We start from the raw sequence: 20,735 nt of genomic DNA on the forward strand, positions 1-20,735 counted from the left end.
TGATATGTCTGAATATATGGAAAAACACAGCGTGGCTAAATTGGTTGGAGCTCCTCCAGGATATGTTGGATATGAAGAAGCTGGTCAACTAACAGAAAAAGTTCGTCGCAACCCATATAGCTTAATTTTGCTTGACGAAATTGAAAAAGCACACCCAGATGTGATGCATATGTTCTTACAAATTCTTGATGATGGACGGTTGACAGATGCTCAAGGTCGTACTGTTTCCTTTAAGGATGCCATTATTATTATGACTTCAAATGCAGGGACGGGTAAGATTGAAGCGAATGTTGGCTTTGGTGCCGCTCGAGAGGGCAAAACGAATTCTGTCCTTGGCGAATTAGGTAATTTCTTTAGTCCAGAATTCATGAACCGTTTTGATGGAATCATTGAGTTTAATCCACTTTCTAAAGAAAATCTACTGAAAATCGTTGATTTGATGCTCAATGAAGTAAATGAACAAATTGGTCGAAATGAAATTCATCTTGATGTTACTCAAGCAGCCAAAGAAAAACTTGTTGATTTGGGCTATGATCCAAAAATGGGGGCGCGTCCTTTGCGTCGGACGATCCAAGATCATATTGAGGATGCAATTGCAGATTTCTATATTGAACACCCTGAGTATAAACATTTGGTAGCAGATGTCATTAATGATAAGATAGTGATTTCAAATGTGGCTGATGATGTTGCACAACCAGTTGATAAAGCTGATCAGACTGAAGTTGAAAAGGAAGAATAAAGAGATAAAAAAGTTGAACGTGGTTCAGCTTTTTTTTGTTCAAATTTGTATATTATTTTGTTATTTATAATTTATAGATTACAATATAATTATAAATAAATGAGAAAGAGGTGAGAAATGATTAAATATCATTGCGAGTGTGAATACTTTCCCTAAATAATATGGCATAGTACTAATGTTATTCTTATTAAATTCTTATCGAATTTGATAAAAAGTTTACTTAAAATTTATTCTATTCATTTTTAACTTATTGAACACTAAAACTATATAAAACCTATTTCATGGAGGAAATAATTAATGCACAAACTCAACAAAAGATCAACTAAACAAGTATTACGTCAACTTACTGCCGCTGCTGCGATTGGAACAATGATGGTTGCACCACTTGCACCTGCTGTTTCAGTGCTTGCTGAAGGTCGTGGAACTACAGAAATTGCACCAACATCAACTAACTTTAACTTTGATGCCAGTACAGCAAGTTATCAAGCAAATGCCACTCGACCTGTAGGTTCAAATTTTGCTAATAACTTTGTTTTGAAACCAGTTTCTGAGGTAACAAATAGTATTGATGATGAAGTGTTATTGGCTAATCTTACGAGTGGCAGCTGGCATTTTCAAATTCAAGGGACATCAGATGTATTGACTAGGGCACAACTTAATACAGCTTTGAATGCACGTAATGCAGGCGCTGTAACAATTTTGGCTAGTAATATGCAGACGGGAGAAGATTCAGAAACGCTTGTAATCCACTTGAATATTACCCCACTTGAAATTTCAGCAGATGATCTTGAAGGACTGGAAATAAGTTTTGAAGATAGAGTCTTTAATGGCTCTTCTGATGTGAATACAGCGGATATTCGCATTGAAGGGGCTAATGATAATCAAAAATTGATGACCCTTCAAAATTCTATTCATGCCACGTACGAGCAGGCGGGTGTTAACATGGTGGGCAATGAACCTGCAGAGCAAAATATTACGGTAAATTCATTAAATACTACAAATCTCACATTTGGAGAAGGCGTCAGCAGTGCTTCAATTATTGAAAAACTTAATTCTTTGGGATTAAAAGGTGTTATTAAACCTGCTGAGGCAGAAGAAGCGGCAACGATGGTGGCAACAAGTACCGGTTCAACAGTTACAGTGAGTATGGAACAGACTAAGAACGATATTTGGAATGAGCACACCAAAGTGATCTATAGCTTAAAAGATGCTAATGATAAGGAAGTTAAATCTGAAGCAGTCGCATTTACTGACACTTATACTTTTGAGGGATTAACACAGAATAGCCCATATACACTTTCAGCGACGATTGTGGAAACAGATAATTTTACGGGCGATACAACGATTGATTCTAAAGACGTTGAAACAGGATTTCATGCAATTGATTCATGGTTTACGGCTCATCTCCAAGGGACTGGAGACGGGACTCCACCAGGTGGATTTACAAATCAAGGCGGATTAGGTACGATTATTGGAACAACGGGTCAGTCTCGCCGACTTGAGGAACTGACTTTGACTGGAATTTTTGATGGGAAAGGAGGCGTACATCATTTTGATGTTTCGGCTCATATTCAAGGCTATTCTCAAGACGTTCAGGGTGTAGTGTCAGAAAATGGCAATTCCATTACTGTGGGGACTAGAGCACGTTCGTTGCGAATGGAAGGAATTTCAATTAATATTCCGCAGGCAGCTCGTGACCAAGGACTTCGTGTTTTCTATCGTGTTCATTTACAAGGCACCGGTTGGTCAGGTTGGTTCTCCGATGGACAATTTGCGGGTACACGTGGTCAGTCCCGTCGAATGGAGGCCATCGAGATTCATGTTATTGATCCAACATCAGGTGACCCACTGCCATTTAGAGTTACACTTGACTAATAAAAAAAAGCTGAACAAAGTTCAGCTTTTTTTTATTGAATCACTAACATGCCATCTTTGATTGCCCAAGGCTCTTTAAGATCAATGTGGTCGTAGAACATGATTCCATTGGTGTGATCAATTTCATGTTGAACGCACATGGATTCAAAGTTTTTGAGCCGAATTTTTTTCTTTTCGCCTTCTTTATTATAGTATTCAACTGTAACGCGCGCGTGACGAACAACGAATCCTGGGATTTCTTCGTCAACAGAGAGGCATCCTTCACCAGTTTCGAGAGCCGCATCTTGAACAGAATGGCTTACGATTTTGGCATTATATAAAACTTCTTGCATTTTGAAAGGTTCAGTTGGTAAAATTTCATTGCCCGCTTCGTCAATTTCGGGTTCATTTGGAATCAATACAGCAATAACTTTTTTGAGTAGGCCCAATTGATTTCCAGCAAGTCCAACTCCACCACGTAAGCCCATTTTGTCAGCAATGACAGGGTCTTGCGAATTACGCAAAAATTCCATCATTTTTTCACCAAGAATAAGATCTTCTTTTGAAAGTGGGAACGCAACTTCATCAGCTACTTCGCGTAGGGTTGGAAAGCCTTCGCGTACGATATCATCCATGTCAATTTGATGGCTTGGCTTAATTAAATTTTCTTGAATTTGGTCTTTTGTTAAAGGAGCCAATTTTTCATTTACTTCATTTCCAGTCATATTCTAAATCCTTAAATCTTTTTTCGAATGACTCTATTATAGCATATTTTGGAGCCTAAAATGGTAAAATGGACTAAGAAACATCATCTTGTGAAGGTATGATGAAATGGAAAGCAGAAAAAGGTGATCAATAATTATTGTTCGAGGGGGCGATAAATAAATGGATGAATACAGAAAAAATGTAGCAGCTTTGATTATGAATCAAGAAGGAAAAATCTGGCTTGGCGAGCGGTCTGATAAAATGAATTGGGGCTTTCCTCAAGGTGGAATTGAGGATGGAGAAAGTTCAGAACAGGCACTTTTTCGTGAACTTTCTGAAGAGATCGGAACGAACGATGTTGAAATCATAGCCAAATATCCAGGCCTCTTGCGCTATGATTTCCCTAAAGAAATGAAATTTCCAACGTGGACCTATAAAGGTCAAGAACAACAATATTTTTTGGTTAAATTACACGAGGATGCGAAAATACAATTAGAAACGCATCCAGAAGAAATCGAATTTTTAGACTATCGTTTTGTCAGTACTGATGAACTTTTTCAAATGGATTTCGGTTTTAAAACAGAAACTTATCGAACGGCTTTAACTTTTTTTAAGGAGTGGATTGCTTAATGACAATTGAAAGAATTACAGATAATAAATTTGAACTTGTAAGTAAATATAGTCCTGCAGGCGATCAAGGTGAGGCCATTGAAACGCTTGTTGAAAATATTGAAAATGGCGAGAAAGCCCAAATTTTACGCGGAGCAACGGGAACTGGGAAAACCTATACCATGAGTCAAGTTATTGCTCGTACTGGCAAACCGACTTTAGTCATGGCGCACAATAAAACTTTGGCGGGCCAACTTTACAGTGAATTTAAAGAGTTTTTCCCAAATAATGCGGTTGAATATTTCGTCTCTTATTATGACTATTATCAGCCAGAAGCTTATGTTCCCAGTTCAGATACTTACATTGAAAAAGACAGTTCGGTCAATGATGAAATTGATAAATTACGACATTCGGCGACCTCAAGCTTGCTTGAACGTAATGATGTGATTGTGGTTGCCTCTGTTTCGTGCATTTACGGATTGGGTTCGCCAAAAGAATATCAAGATTCAGTCGTTTCGCTTCGACCAGGTCAAGAAATTTCGCGTGATAAATTATTGAACCAATTGGTCGGCATTCAATTTGAACGTAATGACATTGATTTCCAACGGGGACGTTTCAGAGTTCGTGGTGATGTTGTTGAAGTTTTCCCAGCCAGTCGTGACGAACGTGCTTTCCGAATTGAATTTTTTGGTGATGAAATTGAGCGAATTCGTGAAATTGAGGCGCTTACTGGTCAAGTCGTGAGTGATGTCGATCACTTAGCCATTTTCCCAGCAACACACTTTATGACTAATGACGACCGAATGGAAGAATCCATCGCCGGCATTGAGGGGGAGTTGCAAGATCAATTAAAGAAATTTAGAAATGAGGGGAAACTTCTTGAGGCTCAGCGTTTAGAACAACGAACTAATTATGATATTGAAATGTTGCGCGAAATGGGCTATTGTTCTGGGGTAGAAAATTATTCACGATGGATGGATGGACGCACCGAAGGGGAACCACCCTATACCCTCATGGATTTTTTCCCCGATGACTTTATGATCATGATTGATGAAAGTCACATGACAATGGGACAAGTCAAGGGAATGTACAATGGAGACCGGGCACGTAAAGATATGTTGGTCAATTATGGTTTTCGTTTGCCTTCTGCATTGGATAATCGACCACTCCGTCGGGAGGAATTTGAAAGCCATGTTCATCAGATCGTATATGTTTCAGCGACGCCTGGTGATTACGAAATGGAACAAACAGATACTATCGTCGAACAAATTATTCGACCTACAGGCCTCCTCGACCCTGAAGTTGAAGTTAGACCAAGTATGGGACAAATTGACGATTTGTTAGGTGAAATCAATGCACGAGTAGAAAAAAACGAGCGTGTTTTTGTGACGACATTGACCAAAAAAATGTCCGAAGATTTGACCGCCTATTTAAAAGAAATGGGTGTCAAAGTAAAATACATGCACTCAGATATCAAAACACTTGAGCGAACCGAAATAATTCGAGATTTACGACTTGGTACTTTTGATGTCTTGGTGGGAATCAATTTGTTGCGTGAAGGAATTGACGTACCCGAGGTTTCGCTTGTAGCTATACTAGATGCTGATAAAGAAGGTTTCTTGAGAAATGAACGTGGACTGATTCAAACCATCGGTCGTGCAGCTCGTAATAGTAATGGTCATGTCATTATGTATGGTGATAATATGACAAAAAGCATGCAAAAAGCGATTGATGAAACGGCACGCCGTCGTGAAATTCAAATGGCTTACAATGAAGAGCATGGCATAATTCCGCAAACAATTAAGAAAGAAATACGTGACCTTATTTCGATTAGTAAAAAGTCTGCAACTGGAGAAATTGAAGAAGTTGATGCAGAAGCTATGACGAAGAAAGAACGTCAAACACTTGTTAAAAAACTTGAAAAAGAAATGCAAGAAGCAGCAAGCGCCCTCGATTTCGAAGGTGCAGCACAATTGCGTGATATGATTTTAGAGATCCGAGCAATGGATTAACAGTTGAGCTGATTCGGTTAGAATCAGCTTTTTTGTTCTATTTTCGTATAAATTGTGTTATTTATTCAAATGATGTATAAAAATACTTGACAAATTTAATTTATATTGTATAATTATAAAATATAAATTAAATAAAAATTCAAGGAGTATTGAATATGAAAATGAAAAAGATTTTATTGGGTGCAATTTTAATCAGTGCAACTGCGACATTAGCCGCTTGTGGAAAGAGTAGTGACAGCGCGAAAAATCAAGTTGACACCATTAAGAAGAATGGGACACTAACGGTCGCGCTATCTGCTGACTACCCACCTTTTGAATTCCAAACAATCCAAAATGGTAAAAATACGGTTGTTGGATCCGATGTTGATTTAGCTAATGCGATTGGAAAAAAACTTGGTGTAAAAGTAAAAATATCTAATATGGATTTTTCAAATGTTCTTTCGAGTGTTTCGAGTGGGAAAGCAGACTTGGCGATTTCAGGGATTACTTATACCAAAGAACGTGCGAAAACATATAATTTTTCAAAAATCTATTATCATTCACCTAATTCAATAATTATTAAAAAATCCGATTTAAATAAATATACAAATTTGGATTCGTTTGCCAATAAGCAAGTCGCTGCTCAAAAAGGGTCAATGCAAGAACAGATTGTGTTGAAAGACATGAAGAAGAGCAATGATATTTCTCTTGCCACAATCGGAGACGAAGTCAATGAGGTCAAGACTGGAAAAGTTGAGGGAGCTGTAGTTGAAACACTTATTGCTCAAAGCTATGTTGATGCAAATCCTGATTTGGCTTTGGCAAAAGTAGAAATGCCTGAATTAGCAAGTGATTATGGTATGTCAGTAGCTATGCCCAAAGATTCATCAGAACTGACAAAAGCAGTAAATGAAGTGATCACAGAAATGTTACAAGATGGTACTATGGATAAAAATATCCAAAAAAACTATGAATTAGCAAAAACTGTAAAATAATAGGAAGTGAGATAAGTAAATGTCGTGGGAAGATAAACTCAGAGTCGTCGAGCCATATATTTCTGGAGAACAACCGAAAATGGATCACATGATTAAATTAAATACAAATGAGAATCCATATCCAGCCTCACATGCAATTAAGGCAGCTTTAGAAGCCATCACGACTGATAAATTGTCCATCTATCCAAACTCAGATGCAGAAGAGTTGCGCTCAGCACTTGCAAAAATGTGGAATCTTGACGATAGTCAAATTTTTATTGGCAATGGTTCAGATGAAGTACTATCCCTTTCATTCTTGACTTTTTTTAATGGTCAAACGCCAATTTTAATGCCAGATGTAACTTATCCCTTTTACACGACTTATGCTGATCTGTATGGGATAAAATATAAAAAACAGCCTGTTGATGACACATTTCATATGCAGCTTCAGTCCTACCAAGAAGAAAATAGTGGAATAATTTTTTGTAATCCATGTAATCCGACAGGGATCGTTGAACCACTAGATTTTATTGATGCCCTTTTGGCATCAAATTCTAATAGTATTGTTATTATTGATGAAGCTTATGCTGATTTTGCTGGTCAAACGGCAATTCCATTACTTGATAAGTATGATAATTTAATTATCACTCGAACTTTTTCCAAAGCACGGAGCCTTGCTGGAATTAGATTGGGCGTTGCCCTCGGTTCTCCACTCGCCATTAGCAAACTTTATGATGTGAAAAATTCCTTTAATTCATATTGTGTGGATTATGTTGCCCAGGAGGTTGGATTAGCTAGTATAAATGATCAAACGCTTGTTGACCTTAATATCGCAAAGATCATTGCCACGAGAAATTGGTTTGGAAAAGAGCTTGAAAAATTAGGCTTTGTCATCACTGATAGTCAGACAAATTTCGTTTTCATTCAGTCCCCCCTTAGTTCAGCAAAAAACTTATATGAAAAAATGTATGAGGCACATATTATTATTCGTTATTGGGACAAACCAAGAATTTCAAATTGGGTCCGTATCACAATTGGGACGGAAGAAGAAATGAGAAATGTACTTGCTTTCCTGGCTGAATTCATACAGCAGGAAAAAATGAATAATTCAATAGGAATTAATTAAATTTTTGATGATTTTTAACATAAAAATGTAATAGATAAGGCTGTTTAAGTTCACTTAGTCAGCTTTTTTTCTATGGAAATAAAATACTTGACAATAAAAAAATATGGTGTATAATTATACGTATATTGAATAAATTAAACAGATTATTCATAAATAATGAATAATTGTTTAGAGGGAATAAAATGAAAAAGATGAAAAAAATGTTACTTGGCCTTGTCGGTCTTGTAGCCGTTGGTACCTTAGCTGCTTGCTCAAATACAAGTGGGACATCAGTGAAAAAAGTTCAAGACAGTAAACAACTTGTTCTTGCAGTCAGTCCAGATTATCCTCCATTTGAATATCAAACCATTAAAAATGGCAAAAATACCGTTGTTGGGATTGATATTGATTTGGCCAATGCTATTGCAAAAAAATTGGATGTGAAGTTGAAAGTAAGTACAATGGACTTCAACAATGTTTTGACAGCCTTGTCACAAGGTAAAGCTGACATTGCAATCTCAGGAATTTCAGCCACTACCGATCGTAAGAAATCATTTGATTTTTCGAATGTCTATTATGATGCAACCAATGAAATTGTAGTGAAAAAATCAGATCTTAGCAAATACAATTCAATTTCAGATTTTAAAGGCTTGAAATTGGCGGCTCAAAAAGGGTCAACGCAAGAAACAGCTGTGAATAATCAAATCACGGGCTCAGTTCTCGTTTCACTCGCTGCCACAGGTGATGAAATCAATGAAGTCAAAGGTGGAATGGTCTCAGGAGCTGTTTTGGAAGATATGATCGCAAAATCCTTTGTTGCTGCAAACCCTGATCTCGCGATTGCCAATGTTAAAATTCCAAATTTGAAATCTAATCCAGGAATGGCTGTCGCTGTTCAAAAAGGATCAACTGAATTGACTTCAAAAATCAACGAAGTGATTAGTGAAATGAAATCGAGTGGCGAACTTGAAAAGATAATTCAAGAAAACTACACTGCTTCACAAAAAGTTAAATAAGAAAACTGGTTCAACCAGTTTTTTTTTTACAAAATTTGTTGTTTCTTCTGACTTGCGTTATAATGGAGCCATTATTTGTAGGGAGGTATTAAAGTGAAAAAACCAATTATTGCAATCAGTGGGGACCGGTTAAGTCATTCCTCTAAATTCTTGAACGAAAATTATGCAGATATTGCCCCACGTGATTTGAAAAATGCAATTGTTGAAGCTGGAGGTGTACCAATTATTTTACCTTATCTTGAAAGTCCGGAAATGGTGGCTGAAATGGTTCAAAGTTTGATTGGTAGGATTGATGGTTTAATTATTCCCGGGGGACCGGATGTATCACCTCATTTCTATGGAGAAGAACCAACCGTTGAAATAGGCTCAACAAATTATTTAAAAGATTCTTTTGAAATTGAATTAATTAAAGCTGCAGTATCGGAAAAAATTCCTGTACTTGGGATTTGTCGAGGACTTCAAATCATTAACGTGGCCTTTGGTGGGACACTATATCAAGATATAAATAGTCAAGACAAACTAGCTTTTGTCAAACACCAGCAGGATTCTTTCGGTGCTTATCCCACTCACCATATTCATTTGAATGGCCTTTCAGCGCTGACTGAAATTTATCAGGAACAAAAAGAAGTCCTTGTAAATTCAAGACATCATCAGGCTGTAAAAACCTTAGCGCCTCAATTTGAAATTATTGCTAGAGCAATCGATGGTGTCGTTGAGGCCATCGAATCGAAAAATCATAACATAATGGCCGTTCAATGGCATCCAGAGAACATGTGGCAGACAGATCAAAAGTCGCTTGAGCTCTTTCAAAAATTTATTCAAAATTGTTCAAAATAGAAATAAAAAAGACCCGTTAGGGTCTTTTTATTTCATTATTTCGTTTGGTCAGCAGCTTCATCAACAATAAATGTGAACTCTGCTGTAGCAACTTTTTTGCCATCAACCAGAGCAGTAGCAGAAGCAATTCCGACTTTTCCTCGGAATTTAGTGATTTCAAATTCAAGTTTCATCACGTCACCTGGAGTCACTTTTTGGCGGAATTTAGCTTTATCAATACCACCAATATAGGCCATTTTACCCTTGAATTCATCTTTTGTTAAGATTAAAATCGATCCAGCTTGTGCAAGAGATTCTAAAATCAGCACTCCAGGAAAAGTTGGATTGCCTGGAAAATGCCCATTAAAAACTTGTTCATTAATGGTTACATTTTTTGTTGCTACAATTTTGTTTTCGGTAATTTCATCAACGTAGTCAATAAATAAAATAGGGTAGCGATTTGGAATAATGTTTGCAACTTCTTGTGCTGTCATTACTTTTGTCATGATTTCTCACTTTCTGTGATAGCCAAACTTGACATTTTGGTTAATTTAATTTAAAATTTGATGTATCAAGTATTTTTATATATAAAACATTGTTTACACTTTTATCTTACCAATAATTTGTGACGGTGTCAATTTATTAATTATTAAAAGAAGGAATTATTTTATGTTTTTAGAAGGAAAAAAAATCGTCATTATGGGCGTAGCAAATAATAAATCAATTGCCTGGGGTTGTGCAAAAGCAATGAAAGATCAAGGGGCGACTTTGATTTTCACTTATCAAAATGAGCGAATGGAAAAACAATTGGCGCGTTTGGCTCAAGAAGATGACCTGTTGGTGGAATGCGATGTGGCTTCTGATGAGTCAATTCGCCGTGCTTTTTCAACAATTGAAACACGCGTTGGAAAAATCGACGGACTCCTACATGCGATTGCTTATTCTAAAAAAGAAGAATTGGGGGGCAACATCTCTGACGTTTCTCGTGATGGCTATGCCCTTGCACAAGACGTTTCAGCTTTTTCATTGCTTGCGGTATCCAAAGCTGCAAAACCTTTGTTCAATAAAGGAGCAGGAATTGTTACTTTGACTTATATGGGTTCTGAACGTGCGATTCCAAATTACAATGTTATGGGGATTGCAAAAGCAGCACTCGAAGCTTCTGTTCGTTATATGGCTGTCGAATTTGGTCAAGTTGGCGTTCATGTCAATGCCATTTCTGCTGGCGCCATTAAGACACTTGCCGTATCAGGAGTTTCAGGTTACAAAGATTTGATTAAAGAATCAGATAGTCGTACAATTGATGGTCAAGGTGTGACCATCGAAGAAGTCGGAAATATGGCTGCATTTCTCATTTCACCACTCGCTTCGGGTGTTGTCGGTGATGTGATTTATGTGGATAAAGGGGTTCACTTAACTTAATATGAAATAAGAGCTGGCTTAGGCTCTTTTTTATTTGGTTATTTTTGATAGGGAGTTTTGTCTGGCCTTCAATTTTATTAGAATCAGTGATGAAATCGAATTATTTCATGAATATCAAAAAAATTCTGTCATTTATGACAGAATTTTTTTATCTACGCTCTTGTTTTCCTGCGTTCCGTCCTCCCTTGGCGCCTGAATTTTTACGTTCAGTTGCATTGGGTTGGCTTGTAATTGCATTGAAATTTTCTTGCACTGATACAGGTGTAACATCGCGAGGTGCATCCATGATTTTTGGGGGATTCGCTTTGAATTCAGCATCTATCTTTTTCTTCATGTTTGGTTTCATGATTAAGGTAATGATAACTTGTTGAATGACAATAACGAGACCACCGACAGCCCAGTAAAGTGCAGCAGCTGCGGGGGCCATGAAACTAAAGACAACAATCATTGCAGGACTCATGAAAAGCATCATTTTACTTGTTTTCTTTTGTTCTTCTGTCATTCCAAAAGTTGAAATCCAAGTTTGGAGGAAGTAAAGGACACCAGAAATAATGGTCAAAATTATACTTGGTTTTGCCAAATTAATTCCCATGAAAGAAGAAGACATAATTCCTGGCGTATACATGGTCGCATTATAAAGAGAAATAAAGAACGGCCACTGAATCAACATTGGCAGACAGCCAATTGAGCTTAGCATATTGATGCCATTGTCTTTTTGAGCTTGCATCACCGCTGTTTGGGCAGCCATCTTTTCTTCAGGCGTTGTCGCGGCCTTTAAACGAGCGTTTAATGGTTCAAAAACAGGTTGCAAGTAGGACATTTTTTCTTGCATATAAGTTGCTTTATAAGCCTGGTTCAATCCTAATGGTAGAATCAATAAACGGATAATCAGCGTAACTAATATGATACCTAAGCCATAACCCAAATTCATGTTTTTGGCAAATAAGTCGATAAAATCTGACATCGGACGAACTAACCATTGATAAGTGAAACCGTGTTTTGCAGCCTCTGTTGGCACGAGCACCCCATTAACTTTGTGCGTTGCGACACAGCCTGTGAGAAACAGTAAAGCTGATGAGGCAAAACCAAGAAGGGCGATTTTCTTATTCGTTTTTTTCAAAATAATTCCTTTTCTATAAAATAAACATACTCAACCATTTTACATGAAATTAGGCTTAATTTCAATAGGTCAAAAGGCTGATTTTTATTGAAATAAAAAAACGCAATGAATCGTGATCGCGCACTGAGCGAGATTTAACGATTCAATAAGCGTTTTTATCAATTACAGGGGCTATGTAGGAAAAATAACCCTATTTTTCCATTGCAATAATGGCTTTCAGGATTGCCGCTGTTTCTTGCCAATCACGAACAGTAATTGTTTCAATTCCCATTTGAACGACAGGATAGTCATTTCCGCCAGGCTGAGTCATGTCACCAAAGTAGAGGATTTCGTCTTTGGCAACGTTCAATTCTTTCATCATGTGGTTCATCCCAAATTCTTTGTTTTGACCAGGGACAAACGCATTGATCGTAGTTGTTCCAGCAACTTCAAAGTCATAGGCAGGAGCCAATTCTTTTGCAATTTTCGCGATGGCATTACGTTTTGTCATATCTGGATCCCAAGCTTTTTTAGCTTCAACACCAGCGGCTTGGCCGATTGCAGAGTAAGCAATCATTGATTCACGATTTTCGATGATTTCGTCACCAGGCGCCAAAACACTTTCGTCCCAATAACCCAATTTTTCAGCACCCTCTTTGAGTGCAGCAGAAATTTCAGAAACTTGTTCATCAGTCAAAGCAAAATTAAAGACTTGATTCCATTCACCGTCTTTGTGTGCATAATATTGAGTTCCTTGACCAACGAAAAGGTGGAAGTTATCAAGATTTGCGCTTTCTGGAAGATTGTTGATGATTTGAATCAAGAATTGATCATATTTTTGTCCAGATATCGGGGCAATGATATATTTTTGAGACAAAGTAGCAAGCAATTCTGCCATTTCTGGAAAGATTGGCATTTTTGGCTCATTGAGCGTATTGTCAATGTCAAAACTTAATATTTTTTTCATAGGGCTTTCTCCTTATTGTATTTATCACCGCTTTCATTATACCATTTTTATAAAAAAAAACCTAAACAAAACAAGATTTGTTTAGGTCATTATGAGAGTTTATTTATTTCTAGATTTCATTAAAGCGGGGACAATTGCTGCAGTCAAAATTATTGCCGCAACGGCTTCAACAAGAGAGTTTGTTGTAACTATTGCTGTAATGAGGTAGGCAAAGCTCCATTTTAAATAGTGACCAAAAAAGATGAAGATGAAACTCAAAACAAGAATTGTATTAGTCATTGAACCAACAAAACCTGCTAACCCTGCACCCAAACGATTTTTAGATAGTTTATAAACATAATATGGGAACACACCAATCAAGATTCGAGGAACAAAAGTAATCACGATTGCCCAAATTGAACCATGATTTGTGCCAGGTACGGGGATGAATGGTGTAAAGAGCCAATTTGTAACACCTGGAGTGATCGTTGCTTGGATAAAGAGAATGAAGCCCATGGCGAAACCAACAATGGCACCACGTTTAGGGCCGAGCACAACCGATGCGATGATGACGGGAATTCCAGCCAATGTAGGTGCAATTGGCATTGGCCAAACGCTATAGACAATGGTTGAAAGGACTTGAATTACTACAATAGTTGCAATAAGAATTGATAGAATTGCAATATCGGATGCTTTTGATTTACGCACAATTAAATTTCCTTTAATATTAAATTTATGACTTTATATTAGCTTAAAAAGCGCAGTTTTTCAAGTCTGGGCTTTTGAAAATTTATAATGAAACATTAGTTAACTTCATAAAATGTTCGGAAATATAGAACATTTTAAGCGATTTCATAAAATTTTATAGACAAATTCTTTCAATTTTCTTAAATTAAGCTTAAACTAGAGAAGTACCCAAGAATTTTATAGAATACATTGGAGAGAGACTATGTCTAAATCGAAATTCACATTTACAAGCAAGAAAACATTGTTCATAATTCTTGCCGCCGCAACAGTAGGCTCTGCTGGTCTGGTTTATCGTGCAAATGCGGACACGACTAATCTGGCACCAACAACCCAAGTTCAATTTTTAGGGATTAATGATTTCCACGGCAATATTGCGACAACAAATACCGCAAATTTACCATCAGGGACAGTTAAAGGAGCTGGTACTGCGGCTTTATTAGCTGGCTATTTGAATCAGTATCAGTCTGCATTTGCCACTGCGAACCCTAACGGAACGACGTTTAGACTACAAGCAGGCGATATGATTAGTGCAAGCCCTGCAGAATCTTCTTTGATTTATGATCAACCAACCATCGCGGCTTTACATGCAATGAATTTTGAGGTGGGAACACTTGGAAACCATGAATTTGACAAAGGGCTTCCTCAGCTTGCGACGATTATGAATGGCTTAGACCCTGTCAATAATGACACGAGTACCGCAGCTCAATTTTATAAAGCATATAGCCAACAAGACTTATCAGCAAATTGGCAAGTTGTAATTGCAAATTTAGTCAATAAATCAGACGGACAAATTCCAAATGGTTACAAACCTTATACAATTTTGGAACATACAACAGCTGACGGTCAAGTGGTTAAAATTGGTGTAATTGGTGTAATCACAACAGAGACGCCAAGTATTGTCATCTCTAAGAATGTCGAGGCTTATAACTTTACTGATCCTGCTGAAGCGATTGCGAAATATTCTAAGATTCTTCAATCCGAAGGTGTCAATGCTCTTGTTGTTCTAGGCCACACAGCTTCTGATAATTCGGGAACTGATGGCGTTGTTGGTGAGTCTGCAGATATTATCAAAAAATTAGACCAGATTGACCCAACAAACTCAGTTGATTTATATCTTGCTGGTCATTCACATACTTATACAAATGGCACGGTGGATAAAGTCCGTGTTGTTCAAGCCCTTTCGTTTGGTGAGGCATTTGACAATGTTGAAGCGACCTATGATTTTGCAACGAAAGATTTTACAGCAGAACCAACTGCTGAAATAGTCGCAGTTGATCCAAATAAAGGTGTAACGCCGGATCCAACGGTAACCAGTATAGTTGCAAATGCCAAACAGATTACGGATACAATCGCTGGACAAACCATTGGAACCTACGAAAATCCGAACACTATTTTACTCAGTGGCCGGACTGGTTCAGCATGGATTCCTGTGGCCAATTTACCTCAAAGTGAACTCGTTGACTCATCAGGCAATAAAACGGGGACAACAAGTCCTAGAACAAGCCTTGGTGAAAGTTATTTGGGGCAATTTATCACACAGGCGCAATTGAATGCTGCTCAAAATGCACTACCAAATCTAAAGATAGATTTTGCAATGACAAATAACGGTGGGATTCGTTCAGACTTGAATGATGATGCAAGTAGTGGGGCAGTGACTTGGGGCCAGGCTCAAGCAGTTCAACCGTTCCGAAATGTCCTTGATGTTGTATCTATGACTGGTCAACAAATTAAGGATGCACTCAATCAGCAAACTTTTGACAACCAAGTTGCAGGTGGCAATCAGCTTTTCCTCCAAGAATACGGTATTAAATATACAGTTACAGACAATCCAAATCTTTCCAGTGATCCTACGCATCCATATATCGTTGCCAAGATGACAAAATTAGATGGCAATCCAATTAACATGACTGAAACATACAATGTTGTGATTAATGAATTTATCAAGGGAGGGGGAGATGGATTCACAGCTTTCGCTGATCCTTCTGTAAAAGTTATCACTGGTTTCCAAGGCATTGATACGGAAGCATTTGTGGACTATATCAAAGAATTAACTGCCGCTGGTAAAAAAATCCCATCCACATTGCCACAAGAAAAATTCTATGCCAGTGCATCAGATTTGGCAAATGAAGGGAACTCGACTAAACCTGATTATACTGAAATGGTACCCGTTTATCGCTTATTCAATAAGGTGAACAAAGCTCATCTATGGACGCTTTCATTGAATGAATATAACACGCTCGGCTCAACATCAAAAGATTGGGTAAGGGAAGGAATTGCCTGGCAAGCTCCTAAGGCAGCTCAAGGAAATGTCCCTGTTTATCGTGTGTATAATCCAAAATCAGGAGAACATCTTTACACAATGTCTTCAAACGAAGTTAAAGTTTTGTCTAGTCAACACGGTTGGAAAAGTGAAGGGGTGGCTTATTATTCCGCTCCCGTGAGTACTGGGAAGCCAGTTTATCGCTTGTTTAATGCCCATGCAGGAGTGGGGGCCCATTTTGTTACGTCGAGTTTAAATGAAAAAAATACGCTGGTCACTAGAGGATGGAAATATGAAGGAATTGCTTGGTACATTGTAAAATAAAGAAAAAAGCCGTCAGTACTGACGGTTTTATTTTTTCTCACGCATTTCGCCAGATTGGAATAAAGTTCCTTCAGGAAAGTCAGTGAAAATTACATTGATGGCAGATTTTGGTGCACCAGCATGCTTGGCAATCGACTCGGTGATTTCTTTAGCAATGGCAGTTTTTTGTTCGAGGGTTCGTCCTTCGAAGAGTTCAACATGGACAAATGGCATTCTATCAACTCCTTTTTAATATGATGCCACCATTTTAGCACACTTTATACATTCTTACAGAAAATAAAAAAATGAAATATGACAAAAATTATAAGAAAGTGACAAATAAGTAAGTTGCCTATCTTGTATTATGAGAAAATTATGTTAAAATAAATTTAAGAGAACGTTCTCATCTTAACAAGAATCATCTTAAAAATTTACTGAAATAAAACCAATTTTAGTGTTGGCAAGAATTCTTGCTGAGTTTTAATGCGGCATAAATCGATCAATTGATAAAATCATTACTATATTTAATGAAGTATAATTTGGAGGATTTATTATGACTGATGAAAATAAAATTGATGCTAAAGTGGATCAATTCAAAGGCTCTACTAAAGAAGTTTTCGGAAAAGTAACAGGCGACAAAAAAACGGAAACTGAAGGTAAAGTGGATAAAACTTTTGGAAAAGTTAAAGAAGCGGCTGAAAATGTAAAAGAAGAGATTGAAGGTGCAATTTCTGGGCTTAAAAATAGAAAACATAAAGATGAATAAGATTAAATAGGAATTGATTAAAGGACTCAGAGATGAATAAATCTCGAGTCCTTTTTCTCTGTCAAATTATCAGATGTTTCTTGATTTAAGCTTGAATTAAGATAATTTAACGATAATGCACATGAAATACTTTCAGAAAGATGGATAAGATTATCGAAAATCAACATTATATGCGACGAGAAGGTAAGGGGAAAATACCACATCCAAAGAAAAAGCATCATATTTTTCGTAATTTAATGCTCGTTTTATTAGTTTTGGTACTTGCCGCTGGTGCAGCTTTTGCCTATATTTATTCTAATGTTCAAAAGAGTTTGAAGCAAACATACGTCAATACTGGTTCTAATAGCAGTACAATTGTCGCCTCAAAGCCACTTACGATTATCCTAATGGGTGTTGATACTGGCGATACAACACGTGGAGGCGCAGGTTCATGGGATGGTAACTCTGATTCGCAAATTGTTATGACTTTAAATCCTAAAACGAACACAACGACAATGGTTTCAATGGAACGTGACACAATGACGAATATTGAAGATGGTCAAGGAAATATTAAATCCACTCAAAAAATGAATGCGGCCTATCCAGCTGGTTATAATTCAGGTGGAATTTCTCAAGCCGTTCAATATGCGATGAAAACGATTGGAAATCAGGCTGGTATCTCGGTCAATAATTTCGTCGTGGTCAATATGGATGGAATCATTAACTTAGTCAATGATGTTGGTGGAGTTAATGTCATTAATGACACCAAAGGCCAAGACGTTTATATGGGAACAACGTCGGGTAATATTACATTACCTGTTACTCACCAGTCAGTTGCAAGTGGCGCCATATATATTTCTAATACTGAACCATCCTACACTTCTTATGTCCCTTATATCAAAGGGGAACCCGAACAGTTAGTCAATGGTAATCAAGCCCTTGTTTTTGCGCGTGATCGAGACACCTTACCTAATGGTGATTATGGTCGTGCAGCACATCAACGTGAAGTCCTGTCACAATTAGTTAAAAAAATGTTAAACATAAATAATGTCTTACAATATCAAAAATTTTTAAAAGACATTTCTAGTGATTTCAAGACAAATATTTCTTCAACAGCAAACAATGTACAAGCGTTGATGGCTTACAAAAATTGTTTTAATAAAATTGTTTCCATTCAATATCAAGGAATTGGAGAAACGGCTAAAGGGGCTAGCTACCAATTTATGCCAGCAAATGTTGACTTAGCTGTCCAAAATGCAATGCGACAATCGATTGGCGAAGCAAGCTCATCATCCTTAAATAGTGATATCATCACTTACGAGAACTATTTTGGTCGGGCACCAAGTGCAAACTATTTTATGCCATCAGCGACTGTCACAATTAAAGGACAAAGTCCAGTAGTATATGGACTTGATACGAGTGGAAATTTAGTTTCAATAAACTCAACGAATGCAGGCGATTTTGTTTCAACTAACGGCTCGGCTGTGGGAAAATCAGCGACCACGGGTGTATCAGATTCCAGCACACAAACTTATTCGACTTCTACTAGTCAAACAAACGGAACATCATCATATAGCAATTCAGGTTCTAATCTTCCGTCAGGGCTGACAGCGACGGGAACTCAAGGTGTTTACACTTCGCCAAAAGGTTACACCATTTATTACAAAAATGGCTATTACGTTTATAAAAACGGGACACTCTACCCAAATGGCACGAAATATCCTGGACAATAAAAAAAGAAGACTTTCTTCTTTTTTTTTACTCAATTTGTAGATTAGAAAATTATCACTTAATTTTTAAATTCATGCTTGTAAATATCAGAGACTAAATTTTGTTGAACATAGTCGTCCGAATCAGGTTCTGAGTTACTAAAAAATAGGACCGCATTATCACCGTGGCTACTTATTTTTATTTTTACTTCAAATCCATACCCTCGTCCGCTCAGGATATAATAGTTCTTGCGCTGATACATTCCGCCAGAATACCCAGAAGTTGAGGTACCTAACGCATGCAAAATTTGATTCGAATTTTTTGAGGCAAACTTATTCTGCAGAATGCTAGAGAGGAGCTTATAAAAATCATGTGTTGTCATGGCAATATTTCCAGCCCCGAGTTCGCTATATTTTTCAAGATCGTTTTCATATACTGGACCATCATATGAGTTTTGATTTTTAAAATAGTATCCTGTTGCCAAATGGGGCATTTCTGTGTGGTTGTATACAAAACCAGCACTTGATAAACCTAGTGGCTTTTTGAAATCTTCGTTGAATAATTCTTCATATGATTTTCCAGTAATTTTGCCAATTATTCCTGTCAATAAAACATAGTTTTGGTCAATGTAATCCCATTTTCCGATCTTGCCATTACTTGTGAGCCTTGAAACAGTCCTGTCAACAATTTCCGCATCCTTCTTTGCAAAAGGAGATTGATCGGACATAACTAATCCACTTGTCATATTCAATAAATTTTTGATTTCAAGACGATCACCTGACTCGAGCTCAGGGTAGTATTTATCGATTTTATCCGACAAACTTAATTTATTCGTCTCCACCATTTTCATAATCATTTGGGCAGTAATGGCTTTTTGTGCTGATAAAATTTGATACTGTGTTTCAGCTGAGTTTTCGATTCTTTTTGACAGATCGGAGTAGCCATAGCCTCTTTCAAAATAAATCTGTCCATTTCTTATAATTAAAAGTGTACCTACCTGGTTTTTTAAATAGGGTTTTATGCCATCTTCAATCTTTTGCTGTTCAGGAGTTAATGTTTTCTGACCATTATTCAATTCCTTTCCATCCGTTTTAGTTAACGGTGGGGCAGAACCATCTGAAAATTCAGTTGACATGTGATCAAGATTGTCTAAGTTAGACTGTGACACTCCCATTTTTTTTAAAGAAAAACCAATAATTATTGTGCATAAAAGGAGAAAAAATATGGCTGTAAATAAATTGACATATTTTATTCTTTTTCTAGATCGCTTGTTTGCTCTTTTTTTCATTAATTTTTCCTCTTTTTTGACCAATGCACTGTGTTGTATTCAAAAAACAATAAATCAACGGGAACTAAAAAAATATATATTGCGATTTATGTCTAAATAAAACTCTTTTTATTAAAGTTATCATCAATTAAATTAAATCTACAATGCTATTTTATAGGTTTTTTTCGATATTTAACTTACAAAAATGTAAGTTTTAACAAGAACAAGTTTTAGTAAAATAAATAGATAGAAATCACTAATGCAAATCAATTCATTCAGTATGAGAAAAGGGGAGTCATGCGTCATTTAACTATTTGGAAGTTCATTTTTAAGACAGCTTTTTACATTATGATCATCTTAACTTTATTGTACATTTATTCTTTTATGCACGCTGGAGGCGGTCATTTCATTTACAACGAATTTTAAA

20 protein-coding genes are annotated in these 20,735 nt (G+C 36.9%); 13 read left to right on the forward strand and 7 right to left on the reverse strand.

Annotated features, from left to right (window positions below; translation table 11 throughout):
- Both RT41_RS08905 and RT41_RS08910 read left to right on the forward strand, forming a co-directional pair.
- The coding region (locus RT41_RS08905; RefSeq protein ID WP_143467362.1) for an AAA family ATPase at nucleotides 1–739 on the forward strand (739 nt) is incomplete at its 5' end.
- 297 nt (nucleotides 740–1,036) lie between these two features.
- Nucleotides 1,037–2,614 (forward strand): hypothetical protein, encoded by a 1,578-nt coding sequence (locus tag RT41_RS08910; protein WP_096819011.1) that lies wholly within the window; start codon nucleotides 1,037–1,039, stop codon nucleotides 2,612–2,614.
- A gap of 32 nt (nucleotides 2,615–2,646) precedes the next feature.
- Here RT41_RS08910 and def read toward each other — a convergent pair whose 3' ends face one another.
- The gene (gene def / locus RT41_RS08915; protein ID WP_096819013.1) at nucleotides 2,647–3,318 is read right to left on the reverse strand and encodes a peptide deformylase; all 672 of its coding nucleotides are present in this window, start codon (nucleotides 3,316–3,318) and stop codon (nucleotides 2,647–2,649) included.
- Nucleotides 3,319–3,478: 160 nt separating this feature from the next.
- Here def and RT41_RS08920 point away from each other — a divergent pair, with 160 nt between their 5' ends.
- The 6 genes from RT41_RS08920 to RT41_RS08945 all read left to right on the forward strand — a co-directional run bounded on the left by RT41_RS08920 (nucleotide 3,479) and on the right by RT41_RS08945 (nucleotide 9,830).
- Entirely contained in the window at nucleotides 3,479–3,928 is a 450-nt protein-coding gene (locus RT41_RS08920; RefSeq protein WP_096819015.1) for an RNA pyrophosphohydrolase, read from the forward strand.
- On the forward strand, nucleotides 3,928–5,919 hold the full coding sequence (gene uvrB / locus RT41_RS08925; RefSeq protein WP_096819017.1) for an excinuclease ABC subunit UvrB: 1,992 nt from the start codon (nucleotides 3,928–3,930) through the stop codon (nucleotides 5,917–5,919). The genes RT41_RS08920 and uvrB overlap by 1 nt, the downstream gene beginning before the upstream one ends.
- A 155-nt stretch (nucleotides 5,920–6,074) precedes the next feature.
- On the forward strand, nucleotides 6,075–6,893 hold the full coding sequence (locus RT41_RS08930) for a transporter substrate-binding domain-containing protein (RefSeq protein ID WP_054639917.1): 819 nt from the start codon (nucleotides 6,075–6,077) through the stop codon (nucleotides 6,891–6,893).
- A 19-nt stretch (nucleotides 6,894–6,912) separates the two neighbouring features.
- A complete protein-coding gene (gene hisC / locus RT41_RS08935) occupies nucleotides 6,913–7,998 on the forward strand; it encodes a histidinol-phosphate transaminase (RefSeq protein ID WP_096819019.1) in 1,086 nt (361 codons plus the stop codon).
- Between the two features lie 182 nt (nucleotides 7,999–8,180).
- Nucleotides 8,181–8,993 (forward strand): transporter substrate-binding domain-containing protein, encoded by an 813-nt coding sequence (locus RT41_RS08940; protein ID WP_245811660.1) that lies wholly within the window; start codon nucleotides 8,181–8,183, stop codon nucleotides 8,991–8,993.
- 93 nt (nucleotides 8,994–9,086) lie between these two features.
- On the forward strand, nucleotides 9,087–9,830 hold the full coding sequence (locus RT41_RS08945) for a gamma-glutamyl-gamma-aminobutyrate hydrolase family protein (protein WP_096819021.1): 744 nt from the start codon (nucleotides 9,087–9,089) through the stop codon (nucleotides 9,828–9,830).
- A 35-nt stretch (nucleotides 9,831–9,865) separates the two neighbouring features.
- Here RT41_RS08945 and fabZ read toward each other — a convergent pair whose 3' ends face one another.
- Nucleotides 9,866–10,315 carry a 3-hydroxyacyl-ACP dehydratase FabZ gene (fabZ, locus tag RT41_RS08950; protein WP_096819024.1) on the reverse strand — a complete coding sequence of 150 codons (450 nt, stop codon included), beginning with the start codon at nucleotides 10,313–10,315 and terminating at the stop codon, nucleotides 9,866–9,868.
- A gap of 163 nt (nucleotides 10,316–10,478) precedes the next feature.
- On the opposite strand from fabZ, the gene fabI reads away from it, so the two are divergent.
- Complete coding sequence (gene fabI / locus RT41_RS08955; RefSeq protein ID WP_096819025.1) at nucleotides 10,479–11,231, forward strand: enoyl-ACP reductase FabI; 753 nt, start codon at nucleotides 10,479–10,481, stop codon at nucleotides 11,229–11,231.
- A 148-nt stretch (nucleotides 11,232–11,379) separates the two neighbouring features.
- Here fabI and yidC read toward each other — a convergent pair whose 3' ends face one another.
- From yidC to RT41_RS08970, 3 genes are all read right to left on the reverse strand, one after another.
- Entirely contained in the window at nucleotides 11,380–12,351 is a 972-nt protein-coding gene (gene yidC / locus RT41_RS08960; RefSeq protein WP_096819028.1) for a membrane protein insertase YidC, read from the reverse strand.
- 190 nt (nucleotides 12,352–12,541) lie between these two features.
- Nucleotides 12,542–13,297: an HAD-IIB family hydrolase gene (locus tag RT41_RS08965; protein WP_054639915.1), complete on the reverse strand. Its 756-nt coding sequence runs from the start codon at nucleotides 13,295–13,297 to the stop codon at nucleotides 12,542–12,544.
- A gap of 99 nt (nucleotides 13,298–13,396) precedes the next feature.
- Nucleotides 13,397–13,984 carry an ECF transporter S component gene (locus RT41_RS08970; protein WP_096819030.1) on the reverse strand — a complete coding sequence of 196 codons (588 nt, stop codon included), beginning with the start codon at nucleotides 13,982–13,984 and terminating at the stop codon, nucleotides 13,397–13,399.
- 241 nt (nucleotides 13,985–14,225) lie between these two features.
- Here RT41_RS08970 and RT41_RS08975 point away from each other — a divergent pair, with 241 nt between their 5' ends.
- Nucleotides 14,226–16,607, forward strand: a complete 2,382-nt coding sequence (locus RT41_RS08975) for a 5'-nucleotidase C-terminal domain-containing protein (RefSeq protein ID WP_096819032.1) — start codon at nucleotides 14,226–14,228, stop codon at nucleotides 16,605–16,607.
- Nucleotides 16,608–16,634: 27 nt separating this feature from the next.
- Here the strand turns inward: RT41_RS08975 and RT41_RS08980 are convergent, their stop codons facing one another.
- On the reverse strand, nucleotides 16,635–16,820 hold the full coding sequence (locus tag RT41_RS08980; protein ID WP_096819034.1) for a 2-hydroxymuconate tautomerase: 186 nt from the start codon (nucleotides 16,818–16,820) through the stop codon (nucleotides 16,635–16,637).
- A gap of 319 nt (nucleotides 16,821–17,139) precedes the next feature.
- On the opposite strand from RT41_RS08980, the gene RT41_RS08985 reads away from it, so the two are divergent.
- Both RT41_RS08985 and RT41_RS08990 read left to right on the forward strand, forming a co-directional pair.
- The gene (locus RT41_RS08985; RefSeq protein WP_054639912.1) at nucleotides 17,140–17,352 is read left to right on the forward strand and encodes a CsbD family protein; all 213 of its coding nucleotides are present in this window, start codon (nucleotides 17,140–17,142) and stop codon (nucleotides 17,350–17,352) included.
- A gap of 140 nt (nucleotides 17,353–17,492) precedes the next feature.
- A complete protein-coding gene (locus tag RT41_RS08990; RefSeq protein WP_342743692.1) occupies nucleotides 17,493–19,064 on the forward strand; it encodes an LCP family protein in 1,572 nt (523 codons plus the stop codon).
- Nucleotides 19,065–19,120: 56 nt separating this feature from the next.
- On the opposite strand, the gene RT41_RS08995 is transcribed toward RT41_RS08990, so the two are convergent.
- Nucleotides 19,121–20,176: a serine hydrolase domain-containing protein gene (locus tag RT41_RS08995; RefSeq protein ID WP_180752710.1), complete on the reverse strand. Its 1,056-nt coding sequence runs from the start codon at nucleotides 20,174–20,176 to the stop codon at nucleotides 19,121–19,123.
- Between the two features lie 429 nt (nucleotides 20,177–20,605).
- Between RT41_RS08995 and RT41_RS09000 the strand changes: the two genes are divergently transcribed.
- Entirely contained in the window at nucleotides 20,606–20,734 is a 129-nt protein-coding gene (locus RT41_RS09000; RefSeq protein WP_096819037.1) for a teichoic acid D-Ala incorporation-associated protein DltX, read from the forward strand.
- Nucleotide 20,735 lies beyond the last annotated feature (1 nt).

The organism is Lactococcus fujiensis JCM 16395 (genome assembly GCF_002441655.1).
Lineage (GTDB): Bacteria > Bacillota > Bacilli > Lactobacillales > Streptococcaceae > Lactococcus > Lactococcus fujiensis.